Source organism: Polaribacter batillariae (assembly GCF_017498485.1).
Classification (GTDB): Bacteria; Bacteroidota; Bacteroidia; order Flavobacteriales; family Flavobacteriaceae; genus Polaribacter; species Polaribacter batillariae.
On sequence record NZ_CP071795.1, the window covers coordinates 1995596 to 2012891 of the forward strand.

General features: G+C 32.2%; 13 protein-coding genes. 2 read left to right on the top strand and 11 right to left on the bottom strand.

Going from position 1 to position 17296, the window contains the following annotated elements; genetic code table 11:
* Positions 1 to 3: 3 nt before the first annotated feature.
* Positions 4 to 702: a response regulator transcription factor gene (locus tag JL193_RS08575; protein ID WP_207970415.1), complete on the bottom strand. Its 699-nt coding sequence runs from the start codon at positions 700 to 702 to the stop codon at positions 4 to 6.
* 235 nt (positions 703 to 937) lie between these two features.
* Here JL193_RS08575 and JL193_RS08580 point away from each other — a divergent pair, with 235 nt between their 5' ends.
* Positions 938 to 2905: a T9SS type A sorting domain-containing protein gene (locus JL193_RS08580; protein ID WP_207970416.1), complete on the top strand. Its 1968-nt coding sequence runs from the start codon at positions 938 to 940 to the stop codon at positions 2903 to 2905.
* A gap of 202 nt (positions 2906 to 3107) precedes the next feature.
* A complete protein-coding gene (locus tag JL193_RS08585) occupies positions 3108 to 3827 on the top strand; it encodes a 3'-5' exonuclease (RefSeq protein WP_207970417.1) in 720 nt (239 codons plus the stop codon).
* A 215-nt stretch (positions 3828 to 4042) separates the two neighbouring features.
* Here JL193_RS08585 and JL193_RS08590 read toward each other — a convergent pair whose 3' ends face one another.
* The 10 genes from JL193_RS08590 to JL193_RS08635 form a co-directional block, all read right to left on the bottom strand.
* Positions 4043 to 4618, bottom strand: coding sequence for a hypothetical protein (locus JL193_RS08590; protein WP_207970418.1), 576 nt, complete (start codon positions 4616 to 4618; stop codon positions 4043 to 4045).
* A gap of 68 nt (positions 4619 to 4686) precedes the next feature.
* Positions 4687 to 5427, bottom strand: a complete 741-nt coding sequence (locus JL193_RS08595; RefSeq protein ID WP_207970419.1) for a succinate dehydrogenase/fumarate reductase iron-sulfur subunit — start codon at positions 5425 to 5427, stop codon at positions 4687 to 4689.
* A gap of 12 nt (positions 5428 to 5439) precedes the next feature.
* A complete protein-coding gene (locus JL193_RS08600; protein ID WP_207970420.1) occupies positions 5440 to 5895 on the bottom strand; it encodes a hypothetical protein in 456 nt (151 codons plus the stop codon).
* Complete coding sequence (locus JL193_RS08605; protein ID WP_207970421.1) at positions 5895 to 7151, bottom strand: AAA family ATPase; 1257 nt, start codon at positions 7149 to 7151, stop codon at positions 5895 to 5897. Before JL193_RS08605 ends, JL193_RS08600 begins: the two co-directional genes overlap by 1 nt.
* A gap of 3 nt (positions 7152 to 7154) precedes the next feature.
* Positions 7155 to 9167: a fumarate reductase/succinate dehydrogenase flavoprotein subunit gene (locus JL193_RS08610; RefSeq protein ID WP_207970422.1), complete on the bottom strand. Its 2013-nt coding sequence runs from the start codon at positions 9165 to 9167 to the stop codon at positions 7155 to 7157.
* 12 nt (positions 9168 to 9179) lie between these two features.
* Positions 9180 to 9857 carry a succinate dehydrogenase cytochrome b subunit gene (locus JL193_RS08615; RefSeq protein WP_207970423.1) on the bottom strand — a complete coding sequence of 226 codons (678 nt, stop codon included), beginning with the start codon at positions 9855 to 9857 and terminating at the stop codon, positions 9180 to 9182.
* A gap of 285 nt (positions 9858 to 10142) precedes the next feature.
* Entirely contained in the window at positions 10143 to 10763 is a 621-nt protein-coding gene (locus JL193_RS08620) for a gluconate 2-dehydrogenase subunit 3 family protein (RefSeq protein WP_207970424.1), read from the bottom strand.
* Between the two features lie 4 nt (positions 10764 to 10767).
* The gene (locus JL193_RS08625) at positions 10768 to 12471 is read right to left on the bottom strand and encodes a GMC oxidoreductase (RefSeq protein WP_207970425.1); all 1704 of its coding nucleotides are present in this window, start codon (positions 12469 to 12471) and stop codon (positions 10768 to 10770) included.
* A gap of 21 nt (positions 12472 to 12492) precedes the next feature.
* Positions 12493 to 15885 (bottom strand): DUF1080 domain-containing protein, encoded by a 3393-nt coding sequence (locus tag JL193_RS08630; RefSeq protein WP_207970426.1) that lies wholly within the window; start codon positions 15883 to 15885, stop codon positions 12493 to 12495.
* Between the two features lie 17 nt (positions 15886 to 15902).
* Positions 15903 to 17171, bottom strand: a complete 1269-nt coding sequence (locus JL193_RS08635) for a Gfo/Idh/MocA family oxidoreductase (RefSeq protein ID WP_243456710.1) — start codon at positions 17169 to 17171, stop codon at positions 15903 to 15905.
* Between the last annotated feature and the right edge of the window lie 125 nt (positions 17172 to 17296).

Genomic DNA, 17296 nt, shown 5'->3' on the forward strand with positions numbered 1-17296 from the left:
AGTTTATTTATCTGCCCCTTCTAAAACAAATTTATAGCCAACGCCTTTTACAGTTTTAAAATGATTGTCGCCAATTTTTTCGCGAAGTTTTCTAATATGAACATCTATTGTTCTACCACCTACTACAACTTCATTTCCCCAAACCGTATCTAAAATTACTTCTCGTTTAAAAACCTTTCCTGGCTTAGAAGTTAACAAAGAAAAAAGCTCGAATTCTTTTCTTGGCAACGAAATTTTAGTACCTGCTTTGTAAACCACATATTCTTCTCTATCTATAACAATATCGCCAATTTTAAAAGTTTCTTCGCTTTCTTTTTCGGTTTTAAGTCTTCTAAGTAAAGATTTTACTTTGCTAACCAATACTTTGGGTTTAATTGGCTTGGTAATGTAATCGTCTGCACCAGCCTCAAAACCAGCAACTTGCGAATAATCTTCTCCTCTTGCTGTTAAAAAAGAAATTAGCACATTTTCTAAAGAACTAATTTTTCTAATTTTTTCACAGGCCTCAATACCATCCATTTCTGGCATCATTATATCTAACAAAATCAAATGAGGAGTGTTTTTTTTGGCCGATTTTATGGCTTCTTGGCCGTTATTTGCTGTAAAAACTTGGTAACCTTCGTTTCTAAGGTTATAACCAACTATTTCTATGATATCTGGTTCGTCATCTACCAATAAAATTTTAATATCGCTATTATTCATACCTTAAAGTTAAAAATCAATTAAACTCAAAAGTAGCTATAATTATTAAACTATAAACATTCTTAACATACATTTAATCTAAAAATGCTTACAGATAACGTTGTCTTAACCAACAAAACTGCTTGAAAATTGTAAATTAGTTAGTATCTGATAATTAGGTTATTAATAATTTAATAACAAAATAATTCTTGTAAAATCGTATATTTGCTCTTCTAAATTATCTAAACTTTTACATATGAAAAAAAAATACTTACTCGCTTTTATTTTAACACTTTACTTTGGTCTTTTGTCTTTTGGCCAAGGAAAAGAAACTTTCGATAACTCTAATGCAACAGGTAGTTACACAGACAATAGTTTTGTTGGAGAAAATTCGATTACTTGGACTTATGTAGCGTCTAGAAATGCAAATAACGACCTTAATAAATCAGGAATATCTTTACCTGCCTTAATGCTAAGAAGGTCTTCTGATAGTAAAATAACCTCTAGCACCATTTCTGGTGGAATAGGAAATTTTTCTGTTAAACTATACAAAGGTTTTACTGGAGCTGGAAACAGACAAGTAGAACTTTTTGTTAATGGCGTTTCTAAAGGAACATCTACTCCTTTCGATGATTTCGAAGAACATGTATTTACAGTTACTGGAATAAATATAACAGGAGATGTTATTATTGAAATAAAAAATACAACTTCAAAACAAGTTATTATTGACGATATCACTTGGACAGCTCCAAGTTCTGACCCAACAATTTTAGTTGGAAACGCAGTTACAGGTTTAAATTATTTCGAAGGAAATGGTCCATCCACAGAAAAAGGTTTTACTGTTGAAGGCGCTAATTTAACTGCAGACATAACAATAACAGCTCCAACAAATTTCGAAGTTTCTACAACTTCTGGAAGCGGTTTTGCACCTACAGCAACTTTAACTCAAAATTCTGGTACTGTGGCATCAACAAACATTTATGTACGTTTAAAAGCAGGCTTAGCTGTTGATACATATTCTGGAGAAGTAACCGTTTCTTCTACAGGAGCTCCAGATAAAACTGTTGCTTTATCTGGAGAAATAAGTCCTGCAGATCCTCAATTTTCGTTTAGAGCATTTTTAAACGACTTTAATACTATAATTAGTACAGGAAATCCTTCTGAAGAACAAACTTTTACAGTAGAAGGGCTGTTTTTAACAAACGATCTTATTGTTGCAGCACCTGCAAATTACGAAGTATCTCTTACAACAGGAACTGGATTTAGTGCAGCAGTAAATATTGCACCCGTTTCTGGAAGTATAGCAGAAACAAATGTATATGTTCGTTTAAAATCTGGTTTATCTGCTGGAAAATATACAGGTAATATTACACTTTCTTCTACAGGAGTTGCAGACCAAACAATTGCTGTAAGCGGTAATGCTTTCGGAGAAGTTACAAAAAGTATGATAATTACAGGAGTTTACGACGGTCCGTTATCTGGAGGAACTCCCAAAGGAGTAGAACTATACGTTTTTAAAGACATTGCCGATTTAAGTTTATTTGGTGTGAGTTCTGTAAGTAATGGAGCTGGTTCTACTGCTGGAAATGTTGAATTTTCTTTTCCTGCTGGAGCTGTAACTGCCGGAACTTTTATTTATGTAGCTACAGAAGATGCAAACTTTAATACATTTTTTGGAATGATGCCTACTTATACAACAGGTTCTGTTGCTATTAATGGTGATGATGCCATAGAATTATATGAAAATGGACAAATAATTGATGTCTTCGGAGATGTAAATACAGATGGTTCTGGAGAAGCCTGGGACTATTTAGATGGCTGGGCGTATAGAAATGCAAATTCGCAACCAGGAGGTACAGCTTTTACACCATCTGAATGGACTTTTAGTGGAACAAATGTTTTTGATGGAAAAGCAAAAAATAGCGATGCAGATTCTCCATTTCCATTAGCTACCTATACTGGAACGCTACTTATTAAAAATAATAGAATAGAAGGCTTTAAAGCATACCCAAACCCAATTACAAGTAACCAGTTTACAATTACTTCTAGCAATTCAAGTAAAAAAGAAGTTGCTATTTTTAATGTTTTAGGTAAAAATGTACTATCATCTAGCTTTACAGGAACAAAATCTACTTTAAATGTTTCTTCAATTAGCTCGGGAATTTATATTTTAAAAGTTACTGAAGAAGGTAAAACAGCCACTAAAAAATTAGTAATTAGATAGTTTTCTATTTTTTTTGTTGATACAAAGAAGAAGCTGTCTCGAAAGTATTAAAATTTGTCATTTCGACTGCAATGGAGAAATCTTATTTATTGAATTTCAATATTTTAGATTTTTATACTTTGCTAAAAATAACAGTTAAATTTACTTTTGTGACAGCCTCTTTCTTTTTTCTGTATCTTTAGAGTAGAAAAAAACAAGAAAAATGAACTTGAAAATTAAATTGAATAACATCTTATTTTTAGATATAGAAACTGTGCCACAAGAAGAGTACTGGAGTTCTGTATCGAAAGAAATGCAAAAGCTTTTCGAGAAGAAAACACAATACCAAAGAAAAGAAGAGTTTACAGCAGCAGCATTTTATGAAAGAGCAGGTATTTGGGCAGAATTCGGAAAGATAATTTGTATTTCTGCAGGTTACTTTGTAGAGGTCGAAAAAAGAAACCAATTAAGAATTACCTCGTTTTTTGGTAATGATGAATATAAAATTTTGGTAGATTTTAAGAACCTATTAAACAAGCATTTTTCGAAACCTTCGAATGTTTTATGCGCACACAATGGAAAAGAGTTCGACTTTCCTTTTATTGCTAGAAGAATGATTGTACACCAAATAGAACTGCCTCAAAAACTAAACTTATTTGGAAAAAAACCGTGGGAAGTACCACATTTAGACACTTTAGAACTGTGGAAATTTGGCGATTATAAACATTATACTTCTTTAAAACTGCTTACTTCTATTTTAGGAATTTCTTCGCCAAAAGACGATATCGATGGTAGCGAAGTTGCAAATGTTTATTACAAAGAAAAAAACATCGAACGAATTGTAAAGTATTGCGAAAAAGACACCATTGCTGTAGCCCAGGTTTTATTGCGTTTTAACAACGAAAATTTACTCGAAGAAAAAGATATTGTTAGTGTAAATTAACGGCCTTTTTAATTCCCTAGAGGTAGAAAACATTCTGCTGGAAAAATCTTCGTTCTAGAAAATCTCTACGAAATTTCGGGTTATATTTAATTTACGAAGATTAATATCATTTATTATTTTTATATCGAACTCGGGTTTGTAGTGAGAAAAAATTATCATTTTTTTTTTACGGTAAATTTAAATCGTAAAGGTCTTAAAAAATAACGGTATTATTCCTATTCAAACGAGTCTAGTATTTGAAACTCATCTGCATATTTTTTTCTTCCTTCTTCAAACCATTCGAAAATTTTATCAGATAGGTAAACATCATTTTCATATAACGATGTATAAGTATCGTAAGAAAGACCTTCTAAAATAGCAAGTATAAAGTACCTAACTCCAACATTATCGTTAGGGTTACTTTTAAATAAGTTTCTAAAAATGTCTAAAGCTGTTTTTGTATTTCCAGATTGCCAAAGTGTTAATCCTTTTTTAAGTATAACTCTAATAATATGCCTGTTTTCTAACCAACCCCATTCTAAAAAATCAGGAAAATTCCCTTGTTCGTCTAAAATTCTACTCAAAGCAAGTTTATAACCAGAATCTAATATCTTATTTGCTTCTTTTACTTGCCTTTTATACAAAAGTAAATCATAAACTTTTGTATAAGGTTCAAAGAAATAAGGGTCTTTGTTTATTAAAGATTTCATTTTAGATAAGAGCTTCGCATCCGAAATATCTGAATCTAATATTTCATAATATTCAGCCGTTACAGAATGGTCTTCATCTATATATTCAAACATTTCTTTCATAAGTTAAAATACTAATAATTTAGCAAATTGCAAGTGCCTAAAAAAATTTTTCGATATAACATTTTATTCTAAAAAGAGGCTTTCATCAATTCGCGGTTCATTCTGGCAATGTTTTCTAAAGAAATTCCTTTAGGGCATTCTACTTCACAAGCACCTGTATTTGTACAGTTTCCAAAACCTTCTAAATCCATTTGTGCAACCATGTTTCGAACTCTGTCTGCTGATTCTACTTGACCTTGTGGTAATAAAGCGTATTGAGATACTTTTGCACCTACAAATAACATGGCAGAGCTGTTTTTACACGTTGCAACACAAGCTCCACAACCAATACAAGTGGCAGCATCCATTGCTGTATCTGCTGCATGTTTAGAAATAGGAATTGAGTTTGCATCTTGCGTGTTTCCTGATGTATTTACAGAAATATAACCTCCTGCATGTTGTATTCTATCGAAAGAACTTCTATCTACTACTAAATCTTTTAATACTGGAAAGGCAGCTGCTCTAAATGGTTCTATGGTAATTGTATCGCCATCTTTAAACATTCTCATGTGTAATTGACAGGTAGTTACCCCTCTGTCTGGTCCATGGGCTTCACCGTTTATGTACATAGAACACATGCCGCAAATTCCTTCTCTACAATCGTGATCGAAAGCAACTGGTTCTTCACCAGAATTTACTAACTGTTCATTTAAAACATCCATCATTTCTAAAAAAGACATGTGTTCTGAAATTTCAGTTACTTTATAATCGACCATTTGACCTTTTGAACTTGCGTCTTTTTGTCTCCAAATTTTAAGTGTAAGATTCATAATTTATTTATTTTAAATTATTTCTGTGTATGCATTTTGTTTTATGACAAAATTTTCAACACTACCTATTTTTTTAATTAAATCTTTATATTCTTTAGTTTGTTTAGTTTGTTTAGCAACTTTCGGTTTCGAAAATCGAGTAACGATTAATCTTGCTTTTTTATCGATATTACTAAAACATTTTTCAGTTTCATTAACAGTTGCAAGTAGCTGTTTTATTCCTCCAATAGCATCAGATCCTTTTAATTCAATATAAAAAATTGACGTCTCTGTTTTTAGACCAAAATCGCATTTAGTATCGTTTTGTCTTCCTTTGTAAACACAGTTCTCAAAATCTATAATTGAATAATTAGAGGTTGATTTATTGTGAATTAAATATTTACTTTTTCCACCTTCTTTATCTATTAATGTTTTTTTAGAATGATTTACAGATACTTTACAACTTTCTATAAGATTACATATCATCATTATTCTTGAACCTCTTTTTCTAAAGTCATATCAATTTGTAATAGTTTATCAAAATCACTATTAACAGTTTCAGAAACACTGTCTAAATCATCTAAATTAATTAAACATTCTTTTACATTTACTAAATCTTTCGCTTTCCCATTATTTAAATAAAATACAGAAATATTACTTACATCTATCCAAAATTCTTTTGGAATAATAGCATTTACTTCTTTTTGAAACATTCCTTTTTCTGATGTGCCAATTTTATAAGCATATATTAAATTATTTAATGTGGTTAAAATATATGGGCTATGAGTTGGTAAAACAAACTGATTATTAAAATTATTAACAGATTCTGTAAAAAATTCTATTATTTTTTTTTGTGTTTTTGGGAATAAATTAAGCTCAGGTTCTTCAATAACAAAAGTTCTTCCTTTATTAACTTTTAAATCATTATTAAATTTAACAGCTAAAAAAACATGTACTGTTGATTGGAAACCACTTGCTCCTTGATGCAAATAATAAAAATTATCTTGACCTTCTTTCTTAACTTTGCTTAATCCGTTTTCATTTCTTAAAACAATGTCAAGAGGTTTAATGTTTACATCGATATTATAACCTCTAACAATTCTATTTATTTTTGCTAACTCATCTAAAATTGCATCTGCTAACAGAGAATCTTTACCTACAGATATTGATTGAAACCCTCTCTCTACAGGAACAAATAAAGGGTTATTCATTACCTTTTTTACATTTAATCTAAAAAAATTTTCATTAGGATACCAATTAATTAAATCTACTAAATCTGTATCTTTTTCGACATTGCTATAAGTTTCTTTCTTTAGATCGAATAACTGAAAGATTAATTCTTTAAAAAGTTTAGAATTAGGTTTAATTCTTGTTTGAGGTTTATAATATTCTTTTCTATAGTCATCCTCAAAGGCCAAATTTTCGTATTCGGTAATTAATTCATTTTTAAATTCAAAGTCATAATGTTTATTTTGATAAAAAAAATAAGAATTTTTATTCAAATAATTTTCAATACCCCAATCTTTTAATCCATCAAGAAATTGATTATTTCTTGTAAACTTTATGGTTTGAGTTTCATTATCTGAAAAATTAACAATATAAGAAAAATACCTACACATGCTTAAAACCTTGGCAATCGTACTTTTACCAGTTGCTTGTTCTCCAATAAGCACCGTAATTTTACCTAGATCTAAATTAACAGATTTAATAGGTCCAAAGTTTTTTATGATGAGTTTTTCTTTCACTAATTATTTATACGAACGTTGTTTTAATTCGATGTCGTTAAACTCTAATGCTTCTTTGTGTAAAACTGCGTCTGCAGGTTCTCCTTTATATTCCCAAGCAGCAACAAAGGCGAAATTTTCATCATCTCGTTTTGCCTCTCCTTTTTGTGGGCCATCTAATTCTGCAGATTCTTCTCTAAAATGGCCTCCACAAGATTCTTCTCTCATTAAAGCGTCTTTTGCGAACAGTTCTCCTAATTCTAAGAAATCTGCCACACGTCCTGCTTTTTCTAATTCAGGGTTCATTTCATTTGCAGTGCCTGGAACAGAAACTTCTTTCCAAAACTCTTCGCGAATTGCCTTAATTTCTGCCATGGCTTCTTTTAAACCAGTTGCATTTCGAGACATTCCTACTTTGTTCCACATTACCTTTCCTAATTTCTTATGAAAATAGTCCACAGATTTTGTTCCTTTATTATTTATAAAGAAATGTATTCTTTCTTTTACTTCTTTTTCTGCGGCTTCAAATTCTGGAGTTTCTGTAGATATTTTTCCTGTACGTATATCATCAGATAAATAATCTCCAATGGTGTAAGGTAATACGAAATAACCGTCTGCCAAACCTTGCATTAATGCAGATGCACCTAGTCTATTTGCTCCATGGTCAGAGAAATTTGCTTCTCCAATACAGTAACATCCAGGAATGGTGGTCATTAAATTATAATCTACCCAAACACCACCCATTGTATAGTGTACTGCAGGATAAATCATCATTGGAGTTTTATATGGATTTTGATCTACAATTTTCTCGTACATCTGAAATAAGTTTCCATATTTCGCTTCCACAATTTTTTGACCTAACTCGTATATTTTTGCATCAGATGGGTTTTCTATATTGTGAATTTTCGCCTGCTCTTTTCCATAACGAGTAATTGCCGATTTAAAATCTAAATACACAGCTTCTCCTGTTGCATTTACACCAAAACCAGCGTCACAACGCTCTTTTGCTGCTCTAGAGGCAACATCTCTTGGCACTAAGTTACCAAACGCAGGGTATCTTCTTTCTAAATAATAATCTCTTTCTTCTTCAGATAAATCTGTAGGTTTTTTACGACCTTCTCTAATTGCGACTACGTCTTCTATGTTCTTTGGCACCCAAATTCGTCCGTCGTTTCTTAAAGATTCCGACATTAACGTTAATTTAGATTGATAATCTCCAGAACGTGGAATACAAGTTGGGTGAATTTGCGTGTAACAAGGGTTTGCAAAATAGGCGCCTTTTTTGTGAATTTTCCAACTCGCAGTTACATTAGAACCCATTGCGTTTGTAGATAAGAAATATACATTTCCATAACCTCCAGAAGCAATTACAACTGCATGTGCAGAGTGTCTTTCGATTTCTCCTGTAATTAGGTTTCTTGTAATAATTCCTCTTGCTTTTCCATCTACAATAACAACATCTAACATTTCGTGACGGTTAAACATTTCAATCTTTCCACGAGCAATTTGCCTATTCATTGCAGAATAAGCTCCTAACAACAATTGCTGCCCTGTTTGCCCCTTCGCGTAAAAAGTTCTAGAAACTAAAACACCACCAAAAGAACGATTGTCTAACAAACCACCATAATCTCGGGCAAAAGGTACTCCTTGTGCCACACATTGGTCGATAATGTTTGCAGAAACCTCTGCCAATCTATAAACGTTTGCTTCACGAGAACGATAATCTCCACCTTTTACAGTGTCGTAAAACAATCTGTAAGTAGAGTCTCCATCTCCTTGATAGTTTTTTGCAGCATTAATTCCTCCTTGTGCAGCAATTGAATGCGCTCTTCTTGGAGAATCTTGGTATGCAAATGCTTTTACATTGTAGCCCAACTCTGCTAATGTCGCAGAAGCAGAACCGCCTGCTAAACCTGTACCCACTACAATAACGTCTATATTACGTTTGTTGGCAGGATTTACCAAATTTATATGATTTTTATAGTCTGTCCATTTATCTTTAATTGGACCCTTTGGTACTTTTGAATCTAAAGCCATAATTATATAAGATTAATGGTTTAAGTAATGATAAAGTGCAATAAAAATAAATCCTGCTGGAACTATAATTGAATATGCTTTACCAAATGTTTGTAAGTTTTTTTTGCGAATTGTTGAAGCTCCCATAGATTGAAAAGCAGAAGCAAAACCGTGTGCCAGATGAAAGCCTAAAAAGACAAATGCAAGCACATAGGCTCCTACTCTTAATGGATCTGCGAATTTATGAACCAATTCTTCATAGTATCTAAAACCATCTACACCAGCCATGGTTCCAGACCAATCTCCTTGAATGAATTTTGTGTTGATTTCTGGAAACCAAAAATCGATAAAGTGTAAAATAATAAAAAGTAAAATAGTAATTCCGCTAAAAATCATGTTTCTACTGAACCAACTCGAATTTGCAGCACCGTTGTTTTTAGCATAAGAAACGGTTCTTGCTTTGTTGTTTTTAATTTCTAAAATAAAACCCATTACAAAATGAAAAACAACTGCAAAAATTAAAACCGGCTGTAATGCAAATTGAACTACAGGGTTTGTTCCCATAAAATGAGATACTTCGTTAAAAGTATCTGGACTAAAAACCGATAAAATATTAATTGTTAAATGCTGAAGTAAGAAGAACATTAAAAAAAATGCAGAAAGCGCCATTGCTACTTTTCTTCCAATTGAAGATTTAAAAAATCCGCCCATTGTATTTATTAGTTAAAATTGTTACTACAAAAATACGGCGAAACAACTACCGAAACAAAGAAATTACAACGTTTTCGTTTGTATTTAGAATTGTTTTAAATTAGTGAAGCTTTATTTTTAAAAGTTGCAAAGTAATACATTAAAAATTGCAAGCTAAACTCATCTCGCCGAAAAGCGGAATCTCAACATTCACAATTCATTAGATGATTCATAAAGATTTAAAAAATTAATGATTTTTAATTAAGAATCGTAATACATGTAAAACAACTTCTTACAACGTTTTATTTATGCAGATTGAATGTTACCAGCTTCTTCTACAGGCACACAACCATTATAAAACCCTGGAGTTGGGTTGTAAGTTAAAATTTCTTTACCAACTTCTTCTGAGGTATAATATCCAAAAAGGGTATAATGTCTAACAAACATTAAATAACTATAGATAAAACACGTTTCTTTATTTTCATTTGAAACTTGGTTGCTTTCTAGTAATTTAAAAATTTGTACTTGCCTGTTCGAAGAAATTTTAAAGTAGGTATTTAACAGGGTTAAAAAATTACTTTTTGTTCCTTCGGAAATTTCCTTTGTAAAGGTTTTTTCAAACGATTTTTTAAATAAAATAGCTCCTTTATTAAATTTTTCTTGCGCTGCTTTGGTTGCCACCTTTTCTAAAACCAAATCTATAAATTGTGGTACTTTAACATCTAAAGCTCCCATGGTTTTAGAGGCTGGTAATATAAGGTCTGCTAAATGTGAGACTACAAAAACCCCTTCTTCAGTTAAAAACTGAGGAGCCCACTGTACAGTTCGATCGGTTTTACAAGAACTAAGTAACTGCAAAAGTACAGGTGCAGCAACAACGCCTCCTAAACCAAAAGTTAGTATTTTAAGCGATTCTCTTCTTTTCATGTAGTTAAAATTTATTTTCTTTTAATTGTTGAACTGCGTGATGTGCTGCTCTAGCAGTTAATGCCATGTAAGTTAAAGATGGGTTTTGGTATGGAGAAGAAGTCATACAAGCGCCATCGGTTACATAAACATTGGGTACAGCATGTATTTGGTTGTTTTTGTTAAGTACCGATGTTTTGGGGTCATGCCCCATTCTTGCAGTGCCCATTTCGTGAATTGCATTTCCTGGAAAACAAGGGTTGTCATATCCTTCAACATTTTTAAACCCAGCAGCTTTCATCATATTTATTGCTTCTTGCTGAATGTCTTTTCGCATCTCTTTTTCATTTTCTTTAAACTCACAATCAAAAGTTACGGTTGGTAAGCCCCATTCGTTTAATTTCTCGTAATTTAAAGTCATTTTATTTTCATGATAAGGCAAACATTCTCCAAAAGCAGTCATTCCAATTTTCCACGGACCCGGTTTAAATAACTCTTCTTTTAGGTCCTCACCAAAACTCATCTCTTTAATGGCTCTGCTCCATTTTGTTCTACTTGCACTGCCTTGAAAACCATAACCACGCAGGTATTTTTGCTTGGTTTTTGCATCTCCTAAATTTCGAAATCTAGGAATATGGAAACTTGCAGGTCTTTTTCCTGTATAATATTTATCATCAAAACCTTCTACTAAAGCTGTTGCCCCGACTTGAAAATGATGATCCATTAAATTATGACCTAGTTCTCCAGAGTCATTACCCAATCCGTTTGGAAACCTTTTTGAAGTTGAATTTAATAGAATTGCAGCACTAGCTACAGTAGAGGCGCAACAAAAAATAATTTTTGCAGAAAACTGAATTTTTTCGTGTGTAATTGCATCAATTACTTCAACTCCAGTGGCTAATTTTTTTGCATCGTCATAAATAATTTTACTTACAATAGAATTGGGTCTTAGCGTCATATTACCACTTCTATCTGCTGCTGGTAATGTGGTTGAATTACTACTAAAATAAGCTCCATAAGGGCAACCTCTTATGCAACGATTTCTATGCAAACATTTGCCTCTACCTTCGTAAATTTTGTCTCCAGTTATGTTTGCAAATCTTCCAATGGTTAAATGCCTATTTGTATAATTTTCGTGAAGTTTGTTTCTAAATTCAGTTTCTACACAATTTAATTCCATAGGTGGTGTAAAAATACCATCTGGTAGTTGTGGTAGATTTAATTTTTCTGCACTTACACCAATATAGGCTTCTACTTTATCGTACCAAGGTGCTATGTCTTTATATCTAATTGGCCAATCTACTGCAATACCTTCTTTTTTATTGGCTTCAAAATCTAAATCGCTTAAACGTAAAACTTGCCTTCCCCACATTATAGACCTTCCGCCTACATGATAACCACGTAGCCAATCGAATCTTTTTTTCTCGTTATATGGATGTTTAAGGTCGTTTACAAACCAATGTCTAGAAGCTTCATGTGTTGTATAACCAGAACGAGCTTGTTTTTCTTGTGTTTTAGGTTGGTTTGAAGCTGTTAACCCACGATTCTCAAAATCCCAAGTATCCATATTCATTGTTGGGTAATCTTCTACATGTTTAACCATTCTGCCCCTTTCTAAAACCAAAATTTTTAAACCTTGTTCACTTAATTCTTTGGCAGCCCAACCACCAGAAACTCCTGTACCAATAACAATAGCATCGTAAATTTCTTCGTTATTTTTTTTGCTCATTCCAAAAAATAAAATTTAATGTTACTTATTTTTAGACAAATCTTTAATTCTTATATTTCTAAACTTCAACTCAGACCCATGACCAAGAAAAGCAATATGCCCTTTATTTCTTTTTAATCCTGGATGATTTTTATTGTCTAGTGTTCCATTTTTAGAAGCTTCTTGCCAGTTTCCGTCTATAATAACTGTACCATTTAAAATAATTTTAACGTGATTTCCTTTTACGATTACCTCTTGAGAATTCCATTCTCCAACTGGTTTTAAAAACCCTCTTTTTGCTGCAATTACACCATATACAGAGCCATGATATTGGTAGGGTTTTAAATTTGCGTAAATGGAGGCTGTATTGTCTAAAATTTGTAATTCTTTACCAACATAAGCTGCGTCGCCTTCTAAAGGGGTGTGTATTCCTAAACCATTATTTGCTCCAGGAGTAAGCTTAAATTCGAACCTGAAATTAAAGTCTGAATATTCGTTCGCTGTGTATAAGTTCCCATGACCCCCATTTTCTGGACGCACAACTAACTCGTTATTTTCGACTAAATAATCTTTTTTGTTTCCAATCCAATGATCTAAATCTCTACCGTTAAAAAGAGAGGTAAATCCTTCTTTTCTTTCTTCTGCAGATAAAGAATCGTCTCCAGAAGAAATTTCTCTAACATATATATTTCTAAACCCTAAATCTTCTCCATGTGCTTGTAATTCTATAGCTTCTTTTGTAAAGATTGGTAATTTTCTATCCCAATAATTCTCGAGAATTACATTATCTGTTACCAAAATACCATTTAAGTGAACTGTTACACGTTCGCCAACCATTTTAATTCGAAAGGTATTCCAATCGTTTATTGGATTGTCTGCAACCACTAAAGGGGTGCTTCTATTTTTTTGATTATTATATAAACCACCACTTCCTACTTGTGCACCAACATTGGTTCTTGCAATATCCCAAATTTGTACTTGTGGTGTTCCTCTTAAATAAATTCCACTATCGCCACCATTGGTAATTTTCCAATCTACCAACATTTCGAAATCTCCATAATCTTTTATGGTACAAATATTATTATAACCTTCTCCTTTAAAACCGATAATGCCGTCTTTTACAAACCAATCTTTAAGCATTTGTTTGTTTGCTTTTTCTTGTGCCTCTGCGAGTTGCTTTTTAGTCATTTTTGCTCTTGCAATTGGGTTTTTAACCAATCCTTCCCAACCAGACAAATCTTTACCATTAAAAATAGATTCAAAGCCTTTTACGTTTGGCATTTTTTCTAAAAATTCTTTTACATCAATTTTTATATATTGGCTGTCGGGTCCTGTAATATTATTCATGCTCTTTGATACAATTTCTCGGACAATTTTTCCGCTTAAAGCATTGTTTTTTCCTGGGGTTGGCAACGCAATTTTAATGGCTGCATTAGAGGCTGTAGCTCTTAAGTTTTTATCTTCTAAATACTTAGAAACGAATATTAAAGACAAAAATGTTTTAATTGAGCTAGCACTATTTATAACTTTTTTTTGTTCCTCTATATTTTTACTAAAAGGCATTATTTTTTTAACTAATAATAGCTTTTGGTCTGCTGTATTCTTAGAATTCATTACTTGAGATAGATACATATCAAATGCTTCTGAATGCAGTTCTGTATTATTACTTGCGGCTTCAAATAAATACGGAATTGCATCTTTATTTCTCCACTTAGATAAGGCTGTTAAAGCATTCGTTCTTTCTTTTAAATGGTTAGATTTTAAAGAAGATGTTACCAAATTTAATGCTTCTTTATTGTTTAACATTGGTAAAATTGGTAGTAACTTTTCTTTTTTTGAAACTTTTTTATAAGCTGTAAGAACAGCTTCAGATAAGTCTTTTTTAGATTCGTCTAACACAACTGTAATAGCACTTTGTAGGTTAGAAATGTATTGTGGATTATCTGTACTATTTAATAAATTTATAAATTGTGATAAATGATTTGGTGTAGCAATTTCTGGCAACGCTTTATAGACTGCTTCTTCTACTTTTTCATTTTTATTTTCTAACAAAGAAAGAATTGTATCGAATTTTGAAGTGGCATTTCTGGCTGCCAATACTTCTACAAGTACAACTTTTCCTTGGGTATTTGTTTTTGCTAAATTGTTCGCAATTGTATCGATTTCGTTTTTTGAAGTTAAACGAAGTAAACTGCCTTTTATGGCTGAAATTTCTGCGGGTGTTTTCGCTTTTAACAAACCATCAAATAAAATAGGGAAAGCGCTATTTTTAGGTTGAAAAGCCAAAGCTTTTATACCAGCTATTCTAACAGCTTCTTGTTTGCTTTTTATTGCAGGAAGAATAAATAATGAAATTACTTCTTTTTCATTTCTCTTCTGAACCATTCCTAATAACTGTATTTTTCCTTTTGGAACGGCTTTCTTAAAACTTTTTGCCCATTTCGAAAGGTTATTAGAGGTTAAATTCTCTGATGCAATTGCAACAACGGCTCCTCTATAAACATCATTTTTATGCTTAAATTCTTTTAACAACCTTTTTAATACTTTATCTTCTGTTTGATGATTTAAAAGATGCAACCCTGCTGTTCTAAAATGTAACTGTGCATTAGAAGTACAATTTTTTAGCAATACTTTACCTATTTCTTCTTTAATTTTAGCATTGTTTTGTTGCATACCAAAATGTATAAGAGATAAAACAGCTTCTGTATTTTCTTCTTTAAAATCTACTTTTTTAGCCTCGTTATACAGCGTTTGATAGGAGTTTGAATCTGCAATATTGGCCAACGCTTTTAACACATGCCTGCGTGTTTCTATTGATTTTGAACTGTTTAAACTTTCTATTGTAGCCACAGCAGGCTTGTATTTTAAAACGCCCAAAGCATTGATATAAGCAACTTGTTGCTGCCCTTTACTTTCTTTTAAAGCTGCTAAAATTGCTTGTGCGGCTTCTTCGGATTTAATATTTGTTAAAACAGCCAAAGCTGGTTTGTAAAACGCACTCTCGTATAAATAGTTTTTTAAATCTTTAATACTAGTATTGGTCGCGCAATATTGTAAACGTTCTATTAAAAATGTTTTTACTTCGTTAGACTTGGTTTTATGAATAGCAGCAATTAATGCTTCTTCGACAGTTTTTCTATTACTATTTTTGTTTTTTCCAACATACATCGTTAAACTATTAATCGTAAAACGTGCACTGGTATCGTCTCCAGTACCTAATGGTACTAACATGTCGCAAATTTTAAGAATGCCTTCTTTGTTTAAACTTAAAACATCTTCCATTAATTTATTAATGTTCTGACTATTTTTGGCTGGCATTTGTGCCAAAATATCTGCAACTTTAGTATCTAAAGTTCTGTTAATTTGAGAGTAACCAGAAGTTACAGTGCAGAAAAGTAATAAGATTGTTATAATTGTACTGTATGTATTTTTCATCTGTATTGGTGTTGTTGTTAGTATTCCCAAGAAGTTCTTTCGGCTTGGTTAATTAATCTATTTGCTGCTTCATCATTAATAAATTCTTGTTTTATAGGATCGAAATCTAAATTTCTACCCAACCTTAACGCTGCTAAGCCCATATTTACAATGGTTGCAGATCGATGGCCATTTTCTTCGTTTAAAGCAAATTTTTGTCGAGTTTTTACTGAATGTGAAAATACGCTAATTTGTTCTTCAGGATCTGGAAGGCTATTGATTAAACCTTCGATGTTTGGAATGGTAGATTTAAACCCGTTAAAAATCTTTCCATTTGGTCCTTCTATATATGCTGCATTCTTATCTTTATTTTCGCCATCTAAAATAATTTGGCAACCATCTGCATAGGTAAAGATAATTTTACGCCAAGTACCAATTGCATCGTAATGTTGTTGTGGTGCATCTATTTCTACTTTTATAGGACTGGTATTGTCTTTGCCTAGAAAATATTGAACAGGGTCTATATAATGTTGCCCCATATCTCCTAAACCACCACCATCATAATCCCAATAACCTCTAAAAGTAGCGTGAGTTCTGTGTGGATGATATGGTTTTTCGGGTGCAGGTCCTAACCACATATTGTAATCGAAATGAGCTGGAACTTCTTGAGGTTTTAAATTTTCTTTACCAACCCAATAAAATTTCCAATTAAAGCCAGTGACACCACTTATTGTTACTTTTAATGGCCAGCCTAAAGCACCACTATCAACTACTTTTTTTAATTTCTTTACAGGGGTTCCCATTCCGTAAAAATTATCTTTAAATCGAAACCAAGTATTTAATCGAAACATTTTTCCGTGTACTTTCATTGCTTCTACCACTCGTTTTCCTTCTCCAATTGTTCTTGTCATTGGTTTTTCGCACCAAACATCTTTTCCTGCTTCTGCTGCCATTACCGACATAATTCCATGCCAATGAGGAGGTGTTGCAATATGTACAATATCTATATCTGGTCTTGCGAGTACTTCTCTAAAATCTCGATAACCTTTTACATCTGAGCCTACTTTTTTAAGTGTATTGGATAAGTGTTTACCATCTACATCGCAAATAGCTAATAATTTTGTGCCTTCGTAATTTAAATGTTGCTGTCCCATACCACCAACTCCAATTACTGCTTTGGTAAGTTGGTCGCTTGGAGCTAAAAATTTTGTACCCCCCATTACATGTCTTGGAATAATTGATATTCCTGCTGTTATTGCTAAAGACTTTTTAACAAAACTTCTTCTACTGTTTATTTTATTGCTCATATATACTTTTTTACGGTTCGATTTGACATCAAAAATAAGCCCCTGTAGGTAAAAAGAAGGGTAATAAATGGGGTAACAAAAATTAAAAATTCATTTTTTTTAATAAAATGGTTTTATTTTGACTT